This window comes from Nisaea denitrificans DSM 18348, assembly GCF_000426505.1.
GTDB classification, from domain to species: Bacteria; Pseudomonadota; Alphaproteobacteria; order Thalassobaculales; family Thalassobaculaceae; genus Nisaea; species Nisaea denitrificans.
Map to the genome: position 1 here is coordinate 159,938 of NZ_AUFM01000018.1, position 16,211 is coordinate 176,148.

At 59.4% G+C, this 16,211-nt stretch carries 16 protein-coding genes and 1 tRNA gene; 7 read left to right on the forward strand and 10 right to left on the reverse strand.

Features of this window, described 5'->3' with window-relative positions; all coding sequences use genetic code 11:
* Positions 1-20: 20 nt before the first annotated feature.
* A complete protein-coding gene (locus K328_RS0113825) occupies positions 21-2,372 on the reverse strand; it encodes a hypothetical protein (RefSeq protein WP_156901356.1) in 2,352 nt (783 codons plus the stop codon).
* A 300-nt stretch (positions 2,373-2,672) separates the two neighbouring features.
* On the opposite strand from K328_RS0113825, the gene K328_RS26395 reads away from it, so the two are divergent.
* From K328_RS26395 to K328_RS24070, 3 genes are all read left to right on the forward strand, one after another.
* The gene (locus K328_RS26395) at positions 2,673-2,834 is read left to right on the forward strand and encodes a YqaE/Pmp3 family membrane protein (RefSeq protein WP_036554309.1); all 162 of its coding nucleotides are present in this window, start codon (positions 2,673-2,675) and stop codon (positions 2,832-2,834) included.
* Positions 2,835-3,063: 229 nt separating this feature from the next.
* Positions 3,064-3,453: a DoxX family protein gene (locus K328_RS0113835; protein WP_028466482.1), complete on the forward strand. Its 390-nt coding sequence runs from the start codon at positions 3,064-3,066 to the stop codon at positions 3,451-3,453.
* A 57-nt stretch (positions 3,454-3,510) separates the two neighbouring features.
* On the forward strand, positions 3,511-5,112 hold the full coding sequence (locus K328_RS24070; RefSeq protein ID WP_051284907.1) for an adenosine deaminase family protein: 1,602 nt from the start codon (positions 3,511-3,513) through the stop codon (positions 5,110-5,112).
* A gap of 12 nt (positions 5,113-5,124) precedes the next feature.
* Here the strand turns inward: K328_RS24070 and lepB are convergent, their stop codons facing one another.
* The 5 genes from lepB to K328_RS24075 form a co-directional block, all read right to left on the reverse strand.
* Positions 5,125-5,769, reverse strand: coding sequence for a signal peptidase I (lepB, locus tag K328_RS0113845; RefSeq protein WP_084608307.1), 645 nt, complete (start codon positions 5,767-5,769; stop codon positions 5,125-5,127).
* Between the two features lie 190 nt (positions 5,770-5,959).
* Positions 5,960-6,997: a succinylglutamate desuccinylase/aspartoacylase family protein gene (locus tag K328_RS0113850; RefSeq protein WP_028466484.1), complete on the reverse strand. Its 1,038-nt coding sequence runs from the start codon at positions 6,995-6,997 to the stop codon at positions 5,960-5,962.
* Entirely contained in the window at positions 6,990-7,919 is a 930-nt protein-coding gene (rimK, locus tag K328_RS0113855) for a 30S ribosomal protein S6--L-glutamate ligase (RefSeq protein WP_028466485.1), read from the reverse strand. The genes K328_RS0113850 and rimK overlap by 8 nt, the downstream gene beginning before the upstream one ends.
* The gene (locus K328_RS0113860; protein WP_028466486.1) at positions 7,919-8,407 is read right to left on the reverse strand and encodes an ATP-dependent zinc protease family protein; all 489 of its coding nucleotides are present in this window, start codon (positions 8,405-8,407) and stop codon (positions 7,919-7,921) included. The genes rimK and K328_RS0113860 overlap by 1 nt, the downstream gene beginning before the upstream one ends.
* On the reverse strand, positions 8,404-8,775 hold the full coding sequence (locus K328_RS24075) for a hypothetical protein (protein ID WP_051284908.1): 372 nt from the start codon (positions 8,773-8,775) through the stop codon (positions 8,404-8,406). Before K328_RS24075 ends, K328_RS0113860 begins: the two co-directional genes overlap by 4 nt.
* 124 nt (positions 8,776-8,899) lie before the next feature.
* Between K328_RS24075 and K328_RS0113870 the strand changes: the two genes are divergently transcribed.
* Genes K328_RS0113870 through K328_RS0113885 form a run of 4 tightly spaced genes read left to right on the forward strand, consistent with a single transcriptional unit; the run spans position 8,900 to position 13,273 of the window.
* Positions 8,900-10,258, forward strand: coding sequence for a hemolysin family protein (locus K328_RS0113870; RefSeq protein WP_028466487.1), 1,359 nt, complete (start codon positions 8,900-8,902; stop codon positions 10,256-10,258).
* 49 nt (positions 10,259-10,307) lie between these two features.
* Entirely contained in the window at positions 10,308-11,126 is an 819-nt protein-coding gene (locus tag K328_RS0113875; protein ID WP_028466488.1) for a mechanosensitive ion channel family protein, read from the forward strand.
* A 3-nt stretch (positions 11,127-11,129) separates the two neighbouring features.
* Positions 11,130-11,981, forward strand: coding sequence for a magnesium transporter MgtE N-terminal domain-containing protein (locus K328_RS0113880; protein WP_028466489.1), 852 nt, complete (start codon positions 11,130-11,132; stop codon positions 11,979-11,981).
* Positions 11,978-13,273, forward strand: a complete 1,296-nt coding sequence (locus tag K328_RS0113885) for a magnesium transporter (protein ID WP_028466490.1) — start codon at positions 11,978-11,980, stop codon at positions 13,271-13,273. Before K328_RS0113880 ends, K328_RS0113885 begins: the two co-directional genes overlap by 4 nt.
* 62 nt (positions 13,274-13,335) lie before the next feature.
* Here K328_RS0113885 and K328_RS24080 read toward each other — a convergent pair whose 3' ends face one another.
* The 4 genes from K328_RS24080 to aceA all read right to left on the reverse strand — a co-directional run bounded on the left by K328_RS24080 (position 13,336) and on the right by aceA (position 16,087).
* Positions 13,336-13,956 (reverse strand): hypothetical protein, encoded by a 621-nt coding sequence (locus K328_RS24080; protein WP_205620664.1) that lies wholly within the window; start codon positions 13,954-13,956, stop codon positions 13,336-13,338.
* 252 nt (positions 13,957-14,208) lie between these two features.
* Positions 14,209-14,284, reverse strand: a tRNA-Ile gene (locus K328_RS0113895).
* A gap of 210 nt (positions 14,285-14,494) precedes the next feature.
* Complete coding sequence (locus K328_RS0113900; protein ID WP_028466491.1) at positions 14,495-14,692, reverse strand: DUF4170 domain-containing protein; 198 nt, start codon at positions 14,690-14,692, stop codon at positions 14,495-14,497.
* A gap of 90 nt (positions 14,693-14,782) precedes the next feature.
* Positions 14,783-16,087 carry an isocitrate lyase gene (aceA, locus tag K328_RS0113905; RefSeq protein ID WP_028466492.1) on the reverse strand — a complete coding sequence of 435 codons (1,305 nt, stop codon included), beginning with the start codon at positions 16,085-16,087 and terminating at the stop codon, positions 14,783-14,785.
* Between the last annotated feature and the right edge of the window lie 124 nt (positions 16,088-16,211).

The following is a 16,211-nucleotide window of genomic DNA, read 5'->3' on the forward strand; positions in this document are numbered from 1 at the left end:
TAAGCAACTCAAACTGTCAGTCAGGCATCACCCGCGCCGGTATCAGGCCTCTTGTCTTTCTCGCCGGAGCCTAACGTTCCAACCCCGAGGGACTTGATCAGCCCCCCAAGCACGGTGGTGTTACTTGTTGAAAGCAGTTTCGTCCCGGATTCGACGATCGTCTTCATATAGTTGAGGAAATTCGCACTCGCCTCGTTCGCGCGCCCCGCCGCATCGGACGCGCCCCTGCCCGTCTCCCTGCCGGCGTCGCCCGCGGCCTGCTGGCCACCCGCGAGACCACTCATGTCCCGGAAAAGCTGGCCGGCGGCGAGAGCCTGGATCAGCCCGCTCGTCGGATCGGGCATCGCCGCCCGCCCCTGTAGCTGCACTGCAGGATCGCTCAACTGGCCGGGCTGCGCCTCTCCCATAGCCGCCCGGGAGCCGGTCGAAACGTCAGAAATTCCAGGCGGTGAGATCGGGATCGGTGACTCGCTCCAGTTCCAGAACCGGCCGAGATCAATCTCTTCCGCGCTGTTTGCCTCTCCCAGCACCGCCTCGGCGAAAACCCCACCGGATGGCAAGGCGACTTTCGTCCGGATCTTCGAATCATCCGCTGCCAGGAAATCTTTGCGGAAAAGCTCTTTCGCGCTCTTCCCCTCGCCTTCGCTTTCCGCATCCGTGAAAGGCAGCCGAAAGCCGACATAATTCCCGAAAACCGCAACCGGCTCCGGGTCCATCCACCCAAACAAGGACCGGCCGTCATAGGTGCGGTCCTGAATCAGTCCTTGAACCTGATGCGCCCCCATACGCAGCCATAATTGCTGACTGAAAAACTGCCGCTTCAAGCTCAACCCTTTGGTCAACCTGTTCTGACGCAAAGCCGAAAGCGCATTTTGCAAGTTTTCTATTTTTTGCGTAAGATCTACAACACTTCTACGTTTATTTAATTTCTCCGCGGAGAGATTTTTTTCTGCTTTTTCCACGTTCTTATTGTCATATTTTAATCTTTCAAATTCTTTGAGTAACTCCCCAAAATTGCCAAGATTTCCTTTTTTCTTTGCCTCAGCAATCTTAGATCCAACAATATTAATATTATCTGATATTTCTTCTTTCTCTTTTTCTTTATTTTTTAAATCTTCATTTATTGATTTCAATTCATCACTTAAATGATTTAATTTATTCTGAATTTCCTTAATCTGCTCAAGGACCTCTTTTTCCTCCAGCTCCCCAATTTCGCTTGCGTCCTTGCCTATGGAATCCGTTCCCCAATTCACGCAGAGCAAGGCGACGCGCAAGTCGTCAAACCCGAAATCAACCGCGATGTCGACCAGAGCTTCCCGGTGCTTGCCGATTTCCGTCGGCGTGAATTCGATCATCTTCATCGGCAGGAACAGAATCCGCTCGGCCTGGGAAACCTTGGTCTCGATCTCGAAGACCTGAAGCACTTCGAAATACATGACGGTCATTGCGTGCATGTGGTTGTAATTCGCCACCACCCGGGTCGAGGCTGTCTCGCCTTCACGCTCGTCGATCTCTCGCACCGCGGTCGCCCGTCTGGAGCGGGCCGCCTCAGCCAATTCCCGGGTGCGCTGATGCACTTTCTGGCTCGCCTCGGAGGACAGGTCCCTTTGCCCAGCACTGAATGACACAGACGACACGTCAGCCGTCATGCTGCTGCGCGATGATGAGCTGCCAGACAATCCGAAAAACGAGCTGCTGCCCCCACTCTGCTTGCTGGCGCTCTTGATCCTCGTACGGGTTTGGCCAGTCTGGGTTTCCCGGGCGACGGCCTGCTGTATTTCCGATACCGAGCGGTTCTGCTCGTCCTCGCGCGCCAGGAGGTCGCTCTCCTCAATATCCTCCGAGCCGATACTGCGGGCCTGCCGGCGCCAGTCCACCACGGCAATGCGCGTCGCCTCACCGGGCGCAAGACAGATCGAGTGCAACAGCTCACCCATTGCCAGGCCGTGCTGCTGCCAGGCTTGGCGATGGGTCAGCAAGACACCTTCGAGCGGTTTTCCGCCCGCGTGAATAACGGCCTTCTCGAGAAAGGGATCCAGCGCCTCCTCGATATCATTCGTCTTAACATCGGGAAAGTGCCCGACAAGATGCGCCGTCTGATACTGCACCGTCTCGCCGACCTGATACTGGCGCATTCTGGGCACCAGGTAATCGGGTGTCATAGGATCGGAATGCCCGCCCTCATCTTTCGCTCCATCGTCCTTCGTCCTACCGTCCTTCTCTCCACCGTCCTTCGCTCCACCGCCCTTCGCTCCACCGCCCTTCGCTGTATCGGCCTTCGCTGTATCGGCCTTCACTGCATCGGCCTTCGCTCCGCCCCCAGAGGGACCCGCATTATCACGCACCTCACCGAACACATCCGTATCTGCCACCACGACCCCACCTTCATTTCAAGAGCACCGAGATATAAAGGGTAGTACGTTCAAGATTTTTTTTCGCATTTTAATTGTGCCCCTCTTTTCTCCCCGCACTTAATGAACTGTCAGAAGCCCCCCTCGTCTCAGCCTCGTTTTTTTTGCGCAGCAGCAGAAGGACACCCACAGAGATCTCGTAAGCGTCATGTGATCACAATCCATGCTGATATTTGCCGCCACCTGCGCCATGCTGATTGGGACCCTTATCCGCATCCCGGCGTTATAGTTCAAACCGGAACGCTTCCCGGGGATAGAAACATGACCTTGCTCCGACTGATTTTGACCATCCTTCTGCCGCCTCTTGGCGTCTTCCTGACTGTGGGGATCGGCGGCCATTTCTGGCTGAATATCCTGCTGACGATCCTTGGCTACATCCCCGGTATCGTTCACGGGGTGTGGGTCATCGCGAAACGGTCATGATGAGCCGCTTCGGGAAGGCCCGCTGCGCCAAGTTACGACCGTTCGAGATTTCCCGTACAAATCCCCATCCAACAACATATTGATATAGTTATAATTTTTTAACCCCGCGCGATCTGAAACAGGCTTATCGGGAAAATCACTGGAGACATGGCAACAGCTTTTGCCAGGCTTGGGGCGATGCGCTACGGTCCGGGAAATTACCCCTCCGACAAGAATGGATTAGGCTCTGATGAGGAACAAGCTAGCGCCCTGGGTGCCGACGGTTCTAAGCATTACCCGCGCGGTTTCCGGGCTGGTTTTCATGGCCCACGGCACGCAGAAAATTCTAGGCTTTCCGGTTGGCGGACATACGCCGGCGATGTTTTCCATGCCATGGACGGCAGGCGTCATAGAGCTGATCTGCGGCGCACTCATCGCCATCGGGTTTCTGACACGCCCCGCCGCGTTCCTGTCGTCCGGCCTGATGGCCGTCGGCTACTGGATCGCTCACGCACCGCGCGATTTCTTCCCGGTGAACAATGGCGGTGACGCTGCAATCCTCTATTGTTTCCTGTTCCTCTATCTGGTTTTCGCCGGCCCCGGTCCGCTGAGCATCGATGGCATTCGCCGCCGCGCCTGAGCAAGGAACGCATTGATCCAGGGCACACCGCTCAGACAACATAAACGTGCATAAAAAATGATCCGCATATACTCTGCATTCACCCTCACGAAGAAGGAGCAGATGATGCGGATCATCTCGATCATGGCTGTACTTGCCCTGGGGTTAGGCGCCTGCGCGGGTGTTTCACCCGGTAGCCCGGAAGGCCGCACCAGCGCCCATTTCGAAGCAATCCGGGACGACCGCACACTGACCCGCGCCTTCCTGCAGGAGATGCCGAAGGGCGCGGATCTGCACACCCATCTCTCCGGCGCCGTCTATGCCGAGGCCTATATCCGCTGGGCCGCCGATCCGGATCTCCAGCTTTGCTACGACCCGGGCGCCCGGTCGATCGTGCAATGCGCCACCCACGTCCCGCCAATGGCGAAGCCGGACTGCGAAAGCGCGACGCAGGTGCGGATGAGTGATGCCGCGCAAAGCGATGCCTGCATCGCGGCCATCACCGACAATCTCTCAATGCGCAATTTTCAGCCCAACCCACTCTGGGACGAGCGTTCCGGCCACGACCAGTTCTTCTCCACCTTCGCCCGGTTCGGCGCTATTTCCGGTGAGCGCAAGGCGGAGAGCCTTGCCTGGCTCGCCAGAAACGCCGCTTTGCAGAACGTGGTCTATGTCGAGCCGATGATGACCCTCGGCTGGGTCAATCCGGCAACTCTCGGCGTGACGCAGAAACTCGCCGGCGGTAGCGACAAGGATCTCGCGGCCTTCGAGAAGGCGCTGCTTGATCACGGTTTCGGTAAACTGGTGGATCAGGGTGCGAAAGTGCTGAACGACGCTATGGCTGGCGCCCGTGCACAGATGGGCTGCGGCACCGCCAGTCCCGAGCCGGGCTGCACCGTGACGCTCCGCCAGCTCGGCCAGAGCATCCGGACACAGCCGCCGGAAAACACCTTCGCGCAAGTCATGCTGCATTACATGATCGCGGAGCGGGAAAAGCTCAGCGTCGGGGTGAATTTCGTCGCGCCGGAGGACTATCACGTCGCGCTCCGGGACTATTCCCTACACATGAAGATCTTCGGCTATTTCAAGCGGAAGTTTGAGACGGTCGGCCTGTCCCTGCATGCTGGCGAGCTCTGGCTCGGCGTCACAGAGTTGAAGGACATGACCTTCCATATCCGGGAAGCCGTGGAGATTGCTGGCGTCGACCGCATCGGCCACGGCGTCGATATCGGCTTCGAGAAAGACAGCGGCGCGTTGATCGAGCGGATGGCGAAGGACGGCATCGCCGTCGAGATCAACCTTTCCAGTAACGAGCAGATCCTCGGCGTCGCCGGCAAGGACCACCCGTTCCCGACCTATCTGAAGGCGGGAGTGCCGGTGATGCTCTCCACCGACGACGAGGGTGTCGAGCGCATCGACCTCACCAGCCAATACCAGCTCGCCAGTGAGCGGTATGACCTCGGCTATGTCGCCCTCAAAACCCTGTCGCGGCAAAGTCTGGAGAAGAGTTTCCTTGCCGGGAAATCGCTTTGGCACGACTTCCGAGCGCGCCTGCCGGCCGCACCGTGCGTGCATGGCTTCGAGACAGAAGGCTGCGAGGCCTTCGTAAGCCACAGCGACAAGGCGCTCGCACAGCTGGAGCTGGAGGAAAGGTTCAAGGCATTCGAGGCGGAATGGTGATGATAAGGGAAATCAACGAACGATCGCGCCGATCCTCATCAAATCATCCGACCAGTAAACCAGTTTGGCGAAGCCTTTGATGTTCTCAATCGGTACCATACCGACTTCCGGGTGCCTACTGTCAATCGCCGTCCCGCGATTGTCTCCCAGAACAAATATGTGGCCGTGCGGCACGACAAATTTCTCTAGCTTCGTTGCCTCCTTGCCTTCGCTCGGTCTGAGAATCGTATAGGAACTTCCACCCGGCAATGTTTCCTGGACCCGAAGGTATCCGTCCTCTTCTTCCCCCAGATAGAGTTGCTCGGCGAGGCTACCATTAAGATGCAGATCACCGTCAGCGAAGAGAATTTCGTCAAAAGGCAGACCGACCAGCCGTCTAACCCAATCTTGTTGCGGTTTGAACGGATTCTGGAAAATGATCACCGTGCCCCGCCGCGGAAACGCATCACCACTTTGACCGCTCCAAGCGACCCAATAGTCACCGGGATTGAGGGTGGGCTCCATCGAACGGGTGACCGAATGATATGATTTCCAGTCCGTCACCAACTCGCGAAACTTGAGTTCCGCTGGTGTAAATACGAGCAAAGCATATGTAAGAACGCCCCAGATTGCTGGCACGACCAGAAAGACTGCGATTCGCTTTGCTCGACGGCCCATATTCCACCTTTGCGACCAAACTACGCACCTCCCGGTCCTGTTAAGGGCGGCGAGGATTCGACGCTCCCAAGTCACCGCAAAAGGACAAACTCGAGACCGTTATCCCAGATCGTGCGCACCATCGTCTGAATATTATGAACTTATCGGCCTTGTGGCGATGGTAAGATCATACAGGGTGACGCCGAGACGATCAGAGGATCTCGTCCTCGTCGAGCAGCGGGTCGTTGGCGAATTCTTCCTCGATCGCCCCCATCGTTCCCTCCATTGAAGCGGAACGCGGGAGCTGGGCGACATGGTAGAGCGCATCGCCCTGATTGACGGACGGATGGTTCGTGCGGCCGACGATCAGCCCGGACACTTCACTTTTTAGTTCCGTTTCCTTTTCGCCGAACGGATCGGCGATGTAGCCCATGGTATCGCCCTTGCGGACAACATCGCCGACATTGCGCGATGTCCGGAAGATGCCGCCCTCGGTAGCCCGAAGCCAGGCAGACTTCTCAACCAGTGGCGGCGCCACATTGCCGATCTTGATGCTGCGCGCACTGATCATGCCGAGTTGCTTCAGCACCTTGAGGATACCCTTGACGCCAACCCGCGCTGAAAACTCATCCAACCGCAGGGCCTCACCTGCCTCATAGAGCAATATAGGCACGCCTATTTTCGCGGCCGCCGCACGAAGCGATCCCTCACGCAAAGCCGACTTGATAATCACAGGGGGTTCGAACACACGTGCAAGTTCCAGCGCCTTCGTATCGTCGGCATTGATCCGGATTTGCGGCAGGTTCACGCGATGCACCGCAGCCGAATGCAGGTCGATGCCAAGATCGCACAGCGAAACCACATCGTTGAGGAACCGGTATGCAAGCTGGCTGGCGAGGGAGCCGGTCTGGCTCCCCGGGAAGCTCCGGTTAAGGTCGCGGCGGTCGGGAAGATAGCGGCTGTGACTGATGAAGCCAAAGGCATTGACGATCGGCACCAGCAGAAGCGTGCCCGAAATCCGCCGCAGCGCCGAACTCCTCGCGAGCCTGCGGATGACTTCGACACCGATAATCTCGTCCCCGTGCACGGCCGCGCTGACAAACACAGTCGGTCCGTCCTTGCGGCCATGGATGACCTGGACCGGCAGGCTCATCGGGGTGTGATTGGAAAGCACGCTCAGCGGGATATCGACAATCCGGCGGGTGCCGGGGGAGATTTCCTCTCCCCCGATCTGAAATGGCTTACGCAACTTTGACCTTCTTGCGGCTCTTGCCGCCCTTGGTTCGCGTGCGACCGGCACGTGCGTTCTTTTCCAGGAACTCGATGATCTTACCGGCCACATCGACACCGGTCGCCTTCTCGACACCTTCGAGGCCCGGCGAGGAGTTGACCTCCATCACCACCGGCCCGTCATTGGAGCGCAGCATGTCGACACCGCAGACATTGAGTCCCATCGCGTTCGCAGCCTTGAGCGCCGTCGCCCGTTCGGCAGCGGTGATCTTGATCGCTTCCGCCGAGCCGCCACGATGCAGGTTGGACCGGAAGTCGCCCTCCTTGCCGCGGCGGATCATCGCCGCCACGACCTTTTCGCCGACCACGAGGCAGCGGATATCCTCGCCGTTCGCTTCCTTCACGAACTGCTGGACGAGGATGTTCGTCTTCACCCCGCCAAAGGCCTGAATAATGCTCTCGGCCGCTTTCGGTGTTTCGCCGAGTACGACACCGATACCCTGGGTTCCTTCGAGCAGCTTGATGATGACCGGCGCGCCGCCGGCGATGCGCAGCAATTCCTCGGCATCGGAGGTCCGGTGTGCGAAGACCGTGACGGGAAGCCCCACGCCTTCACGCGACAGGAGCTGCATGCTGCGCAGCTTGTCGCGGGAACGGGAGATACCGACTGATTCATTCAGCGGATAAACGTCCATCATCTCGAACTGGCGCAGAACCGCCGTCCCGAAGAACGTCACCGACGCACCGATACGCGGAATAATCGCGTCATAGCCGGTCAGGGAGTGCCCCTTGTAGTGCACTTCCGGGTCATTCGACGCAATGTCGATGAAACAGCGCAGGTGATCGATGACATCGATATCGTGTCCCCGCTCTTCGGCTGCCTCGACAAGGCGCCGGTGGGAGTAGAGTTCGGGATTGCGGCAAAGAAGACCAATTTTCATTAGCTTGTCCTTTCAGTCTTTACCTTGGTTAAACCTGTTTTCTGCTTCCGGCCGGCCATGAACGAGCTTCCCGGATCGATAAGAAAGCGATCCCGGACAGCCTGACGGCCAAGAAGCATCCGGAACCCCAGCGGATCGCGATCCGCCAGGGTGATTTCGATCGGCCAAGTAAGGCCGGCGAGCGAAACATCGGTTGAGATGACGTAGCGAACGTCCTTGTGACCGCTGGAACTCGTTACCTCGCGCATGTCCTGAACTTCCGCGACGCATTCGACTGCGGGCAGCCGATAGCGCTGGCGTGGGTGCACGATAAAGGCGACATGCGGCGTACCGTGATCCGTGAATTGACGGACGTCGAAAGCGTGCAGCGCGGAGGTCCGGGCACCGGTATCGATCTTGGTCTTGATCTGATCGACACCGAGTTCACCGAGGGACACCCACTCGCGCCACCCGATCACCGGCAACCGTTCATCCTTGTGACGCGTCATAAGCCCTCGTCGCCCGGCGTTTCATCTGCCAGGCTTCCCTGCTCCACCGCTTCCACCACCGCACCGACAGGAAACTCCATGGCGGCGGCAATGACGCTCTCGTTCACGCGCCGGTAACTGGCAAAGGTCTGCTGACTGACGACGATGAAATAAGTCTCAAGATCGATCAGCAGATATCCCATCTCGTAAAGCGACCGGCGGAGGGCCTCGATCTGCTCCGGCCAGAGTCGCCGTACGCCCATCAGCTGGCGCATCAGCTTCATCGAAATCCGGTACCGCCCGCGCGGCTTCCCCGCGAAGGGATGCTCGTAAAGCGCCACTAGGCGTGTGCGTACATCCACGTAATCGATATCCACGTCGTCACCCATATTTCCGCCTCACATTTCGCGACCCAAAATATAAATTTTATTCGCTATAGCAAATATTTTTTTGACTAAAGCTAATATTTTTATATATTCCGCCGATCAATCAAAGAGATTTCGGAGAGCCGAATTGAACTCGTTTTACGTGCAACTTCTTGCAATCACTGCGCTTCTGGCCGCGAACGCCTTCTTTGTCGCTGCCGAGTTCGCACTCGTTTCAGCACGGCATTTCCGGATCGAGACCCGGGCAAAGGGCGGCAGCAATGCGGCCCGGATGACCCTGCGGATCAAAGAAAACATCGATGCCTATCTGTCCGCCTGCCAGCTCGGCATCACCATGGCCTCGCTCGGTCTCGGCTGGCTTGGCGAGCCGGCGGTCGCCGCGATCCTGAAGCCCGTGCTGGAGCCTCTCCATCTTTCGGATGCAACCCTGCACACGATCTCGTTCGTGATCGGCTTTATCGTCTTCTCGTCCCTGCATATCGTCGTTGGCGAGCAAGTTCCGAAGACCTATGCAATCCGCAAGGCGGTCGCGGTCTCCATTCTCCTCTCCTATCCACTGCACTGGTTTTACCTCGCCATCTTCCCGCTGAGCTGGGTGCTGAACTGGGCCTCGATCTCGCTCCTGCGCCTGATGGGCGTAAAGGAAGCCAGCCACGCGGAAGTTCTGACCAGCGACGAGTTGAAAGGCCTGATCCATGTTTCAGCGGAACACGGAGAGGTCGAGGCGGAGCGTGCAACCATGCTGCACAATCTGTTTCATTTCGATGAGCGCACCGTCGAGAGCGTGATGATCCCGCGTACCGAAACCAGGGTCCTGCGGACCGAAGCCAGTGCTGCCGAGAATCTGGATACCATCCGTCAATCCCAGTATTCGCGGTTCCCGATTGTTAGCGACGGTCACGACAATCTGATCGGCATCATCCTTGTCCGCGACCTGGTGAACGCCTTGGTCGACGGCAAAAAAGCTCCCTGGGAAAACCTCAAGCCTTATTGCCGCGATCCACTCGTGGTGCCTGAGTCCCTGCGTGTCTCCACCCTGTTCGAAATGATGCGCACCAAGCGGGCGCATATGGCGTGCGTGATTGACGAATACGGCTCCTTCGTCGGCATCGTCACGCTTGAGGATCTGCTTGAGGAAATCGTCGGCGAAATCGCGGACGAGACCGACAAGGACGAGCAGGAATTCCCGATTGTCTGGAAGGGCGATCACTGGGATTCCCACGGCCTTGCCTCGCTGGCCGATTTCGAGCGTGAAACCGGTTTCGTCGGAAGCGACGAGTATGAGGTCAATACAGTCTCTGGCCTCGTCATGAGCCTGCTCGGACGCATTCCACTCGCGAAGGACGTCGTTGAGCTGGATGGCTTCCGCTTCACAGTCCTCGCAATGAAGGACCGGCGCATAGAGCGGTTACGCATCTCGCGGATCGACGACGACGCCACCGCGTCTACAGAAGAAAACGATAGCGACGACGAGACCAAGCACTAACAAACCACAACAAAGCTGCACGTGAACAATCCGAACAAGGAGAAGCACCATGCTTGAACATGCAGAACCCATCGTTTCCGGGCTGAAGCAGATCGCGAATTCACTTATCGAGCTGCTACCGGCACTGCTGAGTGCCGGTCTGCTTCTTGTCATTGGCTGGCTTGTGGCTCGCACCGTGCGGGCGATCACCCTTCGGTCAGCGAAGACCCTGAACCGGGGAGCGCAGGCGCTCGGGCTTGGCGGCCTGGTCCGGACCATCGGGTCCGAAGGCTCGACGACGAAGGTACTGGCGAGCGTGTTCTACTGGCTGGTCATCCTGTTTTTCCTGACCTCGGCCACGAATGTGCTGGGCCTGACGGTTTTCACCGGCTGGCTTGAACAACTGGTCACCTATCTGCCGCAGATCCTCTCCGGCGCGCTGATCATCTTCGCCGGGATCATTCTTGCCAATATTGCCCGCGACGCCCTGATCGCCGCCCTGCCCGGTGTTCCCGAGCAGCAGCGCAACCTGCTCGGCCGACTGGTGCAGGGGCTGACGGTCGTGGTGCTGGTTGTCGTCGGTCTGGATCAGATCGGTATCGACATCACCATCATCATCACCATTCTGTCCGTTGCGGTCGCGGCCCTGCTGGGCGGCCTCTCCCTGGCCTTCAGCCTCGGCGCGCGTACCTTTGTCAGTAACGTGATCGGCTCCCACTACCTCGATCGCGATTTTAGCATTGGGCAGAAAATCCGCTTCGCTGAAACGGAAGGCGCCATCGCCGAAATCACGGCAACCACGGTGATCCTCGAGACAAGCGACGGCCGGCTCATCATCCCGGCCCATCGTTTCGCGGAGGAGACCACGCTCATCCGGACGGGAGACTAAGCCATGACGGATTATCAGTCCCTTGCTGCCGACTTCCTGAGGCAACATCCGGCGGAAGCCGCCTCCATCCTCGAGAAAAGCGATTCCGAGCAAATTGCGGCATTCGCAAAAACCCTCGACGAGGACGAGGCAACCCGGCTGCTGATGGCCCTGTCATCGCAGACTGCCGCTGCCAGCCTTCGTCATTTCGGCGAGAAGGACACGATCGCCATGCTCGGGAACATGCCCCGTCGCGAGGCGAGCAACATCCTGCGCCGGACCCCGCGGAAACGGCGTGAGGCCTATCTCGCCAGCATGCCGGCCGCAACCCGCCTGCAGCTCGAGGTGGTTCTGCACCAGCCCACCCACAGGGTCGGTGCCTATACGGACAGTGGCCTTGTTGCCGTCACGCCCAACACAACCGTCGAGGCGATCCGCAAGCGCCTGCGTTCCGTGGAGAGCCCGGTTTCCGTCATCTTCCTTGTTAACGACAAACAGCAGCTTCTCGGCAGTTTCCCGATCGGGCGGCTCTTTTCCGTCAAAGGCTCGGAAACCGCCAGCTCTCTCGCCGACACCACGCGGCAATCGCTGAATGTCAGGACGACATTGGAAGACGGACTGGCAAGCCCCGATTGGATGAACAACGACGTCCTCGGTGTAGTGGACCGGGAAGGAAAGCTCGTCGGCAGCGTGCGCTACGCGATTCTCCGTCAGGCCAATGAGCCAGTCGCAGCACCCGAAGCGGTCGAAGCAGGGAGCGACTACATGCGTGTCGCCGACAATCTTTATGTCGGCCTCGCGGAGGTCCTGCTCACGACGATCCCGAAACCGAAGCCCCACGCCGCCCGGAATACGATCGAGGGAGATGCGAAATGACCGAGTGCGCACAAGCTCTGGCAAGCCACTACCTGACCGCCTACCCAAAAGAAGCGGCCCGGTCGATTGAGCAGCTGCCGCAGACCGCGGTCGCCGATCTGCTGTCATCGCTCGAGCCGGTCCAGATCGTTTCGATCCTGAACGCCCTGCCGGCAATGCTGGCGACGCCCGTGCTCATGGCGATGCCAGCGGCGATCCGCCGGGCAGTGATCGAAAAGGCTGACCGGAACCGGGCTGTTCCCCTGCTTGGCCAGATGAGCAGTGAGCAGCAGGAGGCCCTGTTCGCCGAGCTTCCGGCCGGACTTTCGGCCGAGCTCCGCACGATGCTCAACTATCCGGACGGCACCGCCGGTCGCCTCATGGACACTGTGGTCTTCAGCCTGACCGGCGAGGCTACCGTCGGGCGGGCGCTTGAACTGCTGCGTCAGCGCGATGCGGACCGGGTGCACTTCATCAAGCTGCTCGACAGCGAGAGCCGGCTCTCAAATCTGGTCGACGTGCGCCAACTTGCGTTCAACGCTCCGGAAACCCGCCTCTCGGAGATTTCCCGACCGGTCGTCGATGTCGTCAGTCCGTTGGACCCCCGCGAGGACGTCGTGCGCAAGTTCGAAGAACACGACATGGAGGAACTGCCGGTCATTGACGTGGACGGCCGGATCCTCGGCCTGATCCGCCACAGCGCACTGGTTGGCGCCCTGAAGACGGAATCCACCCTCGACATCCAGACCATGGTCGGTGTCAGCAAGGACGAACGGGCCCTGTCTCCGAGCTGGTTCGCCCTGCGCAAGCGCATGCCCTGGATGCAGATCAACCTGCTGACCGCTTTCCTGGCGGCGTCTGTTGTCGGGCTGTTCGAAAACACTATCGCGACCTTCACCGCACTCGCCGTCCTGCTCCCGGTCGTCGCCGGGCAGTCGGGCAATGCGGGCGCTCAGGCCCTTGCCGTCACCATGCGCGGTCTGGCATTGCGCGAGATCACCATAGGGCAGTGGTTCAGGGTTCTGCGGAAGGAGCTGAATGTCGGCTTCTGGAACGGTATCGCGATCGCCATCACGTGCGGCATCGGCGTGTTCTTCTGGAGCGGCAGCATCGGCCTCGTGTTGGTCATCGCCCTGTCCATGATCATTGCCATGGTGGCTGCCGGCATCGCAGGCGCGCTCGTTCCGATCGTCCTGTCACGCCTCGGTCAGGACCCGGCCGTCGCGTCGTCGATCATCCTGACCACAGTCACGGACGTCGCCGGCTTCTTCTCGTTCCTCGGCATTGCCACGATCCTTTCGGGAATGCTGTGATCGAGATTTGCGCGCAGGACCGGGACCGACAACCAGGCTCGCCTGGTTGTCGGTCTCATGCTTCAGCCCTCTGAGCCGGGACCTTCCGGCCGGGCATCCGGATTTTTCCTGACCTTATCGCGCAATTTCTCGAGCTGCGCGCGAAAGCCCTCCGCATCGCCATATTCCACAAAATTCCTGTACCGCGGATGACGTGTGCGCACGCGCAGCGCATGCTTGATCGGACACCAGTACTGCTCCGAGCGGCTGGCAACTTCGCGCGCGAGGGCGATGACCCCGTTCGCGTAACCGCAGTACCAGCAGTTCAGTTTTTCAATCCCGTTGAGATAGCTCAGACGGTGGCGGTCAACGATCACATGGTCCGAGCGCTTCACCCGCTCCATCCCCCACGCGGTGAAGCAGACGACTTGAAAGATCCAGACCCCGAGATCCAGAAGGGCTATCGGTATGATCAGCCCGTAGACAGCCGGGGCTACGATCAGGCTTGCCAGCGGCGATCGCTTCAAAAACGTGACGAGGCTGGTTTTCAGCAACTTGTGTTGACGGTTGACGCTCTCTTCGAAGACAGCGCGCCCTTCTTCGACGCGGTAGCGAAACTGGTCACGTTGCGCCTCCAGCTTACGCTCGAGTTCATCTTCCAGACGCACCAGGCGCCGGACCAGATCGTCGATCTCGTTTTCCATCGTGATACCTTTCCCAGCAATCCTATCGCTTGACGACATCTTGGTGCTGGGAACTAGGCATCCCATCGCCCGATCTGTTCGATCCTACACGACAAGAACGCAGACATCTTGGCCTCAATGACGGACATGAAACAGGACCTGTGAACCACAGAGGCCATTCTTCATCATTGTCGTGAAAGATTCAGGGCCCTGACCCTGTCGGGACAAAACTGATTCCGGAGCACCGCTGAAATCGGCAACCAGTCTCTGGAATGGTGGGCCCGGAGGGATTCGAACCCCCGACAACACCGTTATGAGCGGTGCGTTCTAACCGCTGAACTACAGGCCCTATTCCGGCGGAAAGCACGGGACAGGTGTTATGCGCACCGATGGCGGCGCCGTCAACCGGCCTGCGCATCCCCGGACCTTCCTCCCCATAAAAAATGCCCGGCCTCTGAGGGCCGGGCAGTCAGGCTTTATCGGATCCGCCGATCGGATAACCGATCAAGAAACGATCCGAGCCGCCAGGGATCGATTCGTTTGGTCTGTGCTCCGCGGCTCAGCCGGAGGCGCCTTCCTGGACGATGGTGAAGCGCGCCGTGCAGATGCTGCGGGTTTCGCTGGCGATGCGATCCCAGACCTGCCGGGCCTCACTCTGGTCGCCGAACGGGCCGAACATTTTCTCGGTACCATCGATCAGCTGGCTGAAGCGGGTGTCCGTGTATTCCCCGCCGATGACCCAGAAACGATTGCTCATTGTCTCTCTCCTTTTCCTGTACCGGTTGTCCGGGAGCCGGCGGGGGCAATGGGTGGTTAGCCGCCCGCCGGCCCCAAACCTCCCGGACCTTTATTCCGCTGCCGTGCGAGCCGCCTGTTCGTTCTCGTGGAACTGGGCTTCCTCGGTGGATCCGGTCAGCGCCGTGGTCGAGGAGGCATCGCCCTTGATCGCGGTCGCAACCGCATCGAAATAGCCGGTGCCGACCTCGCGCTGGTGCTTCGTCGCGCTGTAGCCCTTGGCCTCGGCGGCGAATTCCGCGTCCTGCAGTTCCGAATAGGCCGCCATGCCGCGCTCGCGGTAGCCGGAGGCCAGCTCGAACATGCCGTAGTTAAGGGAGTGGAAACCGGCCAGGGTGACGAACTGGTACTTGTAGCCCATGGCGCCGATCTCGCGCTGGAAGCGGGCGATATCGTCCTTGTCCAGATTGGCCGTCCAGTTGAAGGACGGGGAGCAGTTATAAGCCAACATCTGGTCCGGAAACTCCTTGCGGATGGCCTCGGCGAAGCGCTTGCACTGCTCGAGGTCAGGCGTAGATGTCTCCATCCAGAGCAGATCGGAATATGGCGCATAGGCGAGCGAGCGAGCAACGCAGCGCTCGAAGCTGGTGCCTTCCTTCAACCGGAAGAAGCCTTCTGCTGTGCGCTCTCCGGTCAGGAACGGCCGGTCGCGCTCGTCCACGTCGCTGGTCACCAGCTTGGCGCTTTCGGCATCGGTACGGCAGATCACCAAAGTCGGCACGCCCTCGACATCGGCGGCGAGACGGGCGGCATTCAGGGTGTTGATATGCTGCTGGGTCGGCACCAGAACCTTGCCGCCCATATGGCCGCACTTCTTCTCGGACGCCAGCTGGTCCTCGAAATGCACCGCAGCGGCTCCGGCATCGATATAGGCCCGGGTCAGCTCATAGGCGTTCAGGGCACCGCCGAAACCGGCCTCGCAATCGGCGATGATCGGCAGCATCCAGTCGGTGCTGTTATCGCCTTCCAGATGATGGATCTGGTCGGTGCGCAGCAGGGAATTGTTGATCTTGCGGGCCAGCTCCGGGCCGCTGTTCGCCGGATAGAGGCTCTGGTCCGGATACATCGCACCGGCGACATTGGCGTCCGCCGCGACCTGCCAGCCGGAGAGATAAACCGCCTTCAGGCCGGCTTTCGCCATCTGCACCGCCTGGCCGCCGGTCACGGCGCCGAGGGAAGGCACGAAATCTTCCTCATGCAGGCTCTTCCAGAGCCGCTCCGCACCCTTGCGGGCAAGGCTGTGCTCGATGCGGACGGTGCCGCGCAGGCGCTCAACATCGGCGCGGGAGTAATCGCGCTTCACATTGTCGAAACGGCCGGACGCGGTCAGCGTCATATTTTCGAAATCCTTGGACATGCTTGCTCTCCTGGTTGCGCGGCCTCGCCGCCTTGATCCGGACGGTGCGCCCGACCTCCCAGAGCCGATGTGCACCGCAACACTGAAAAGACCGTGCAACGCAAAATGAAGAACGTCCATAAGC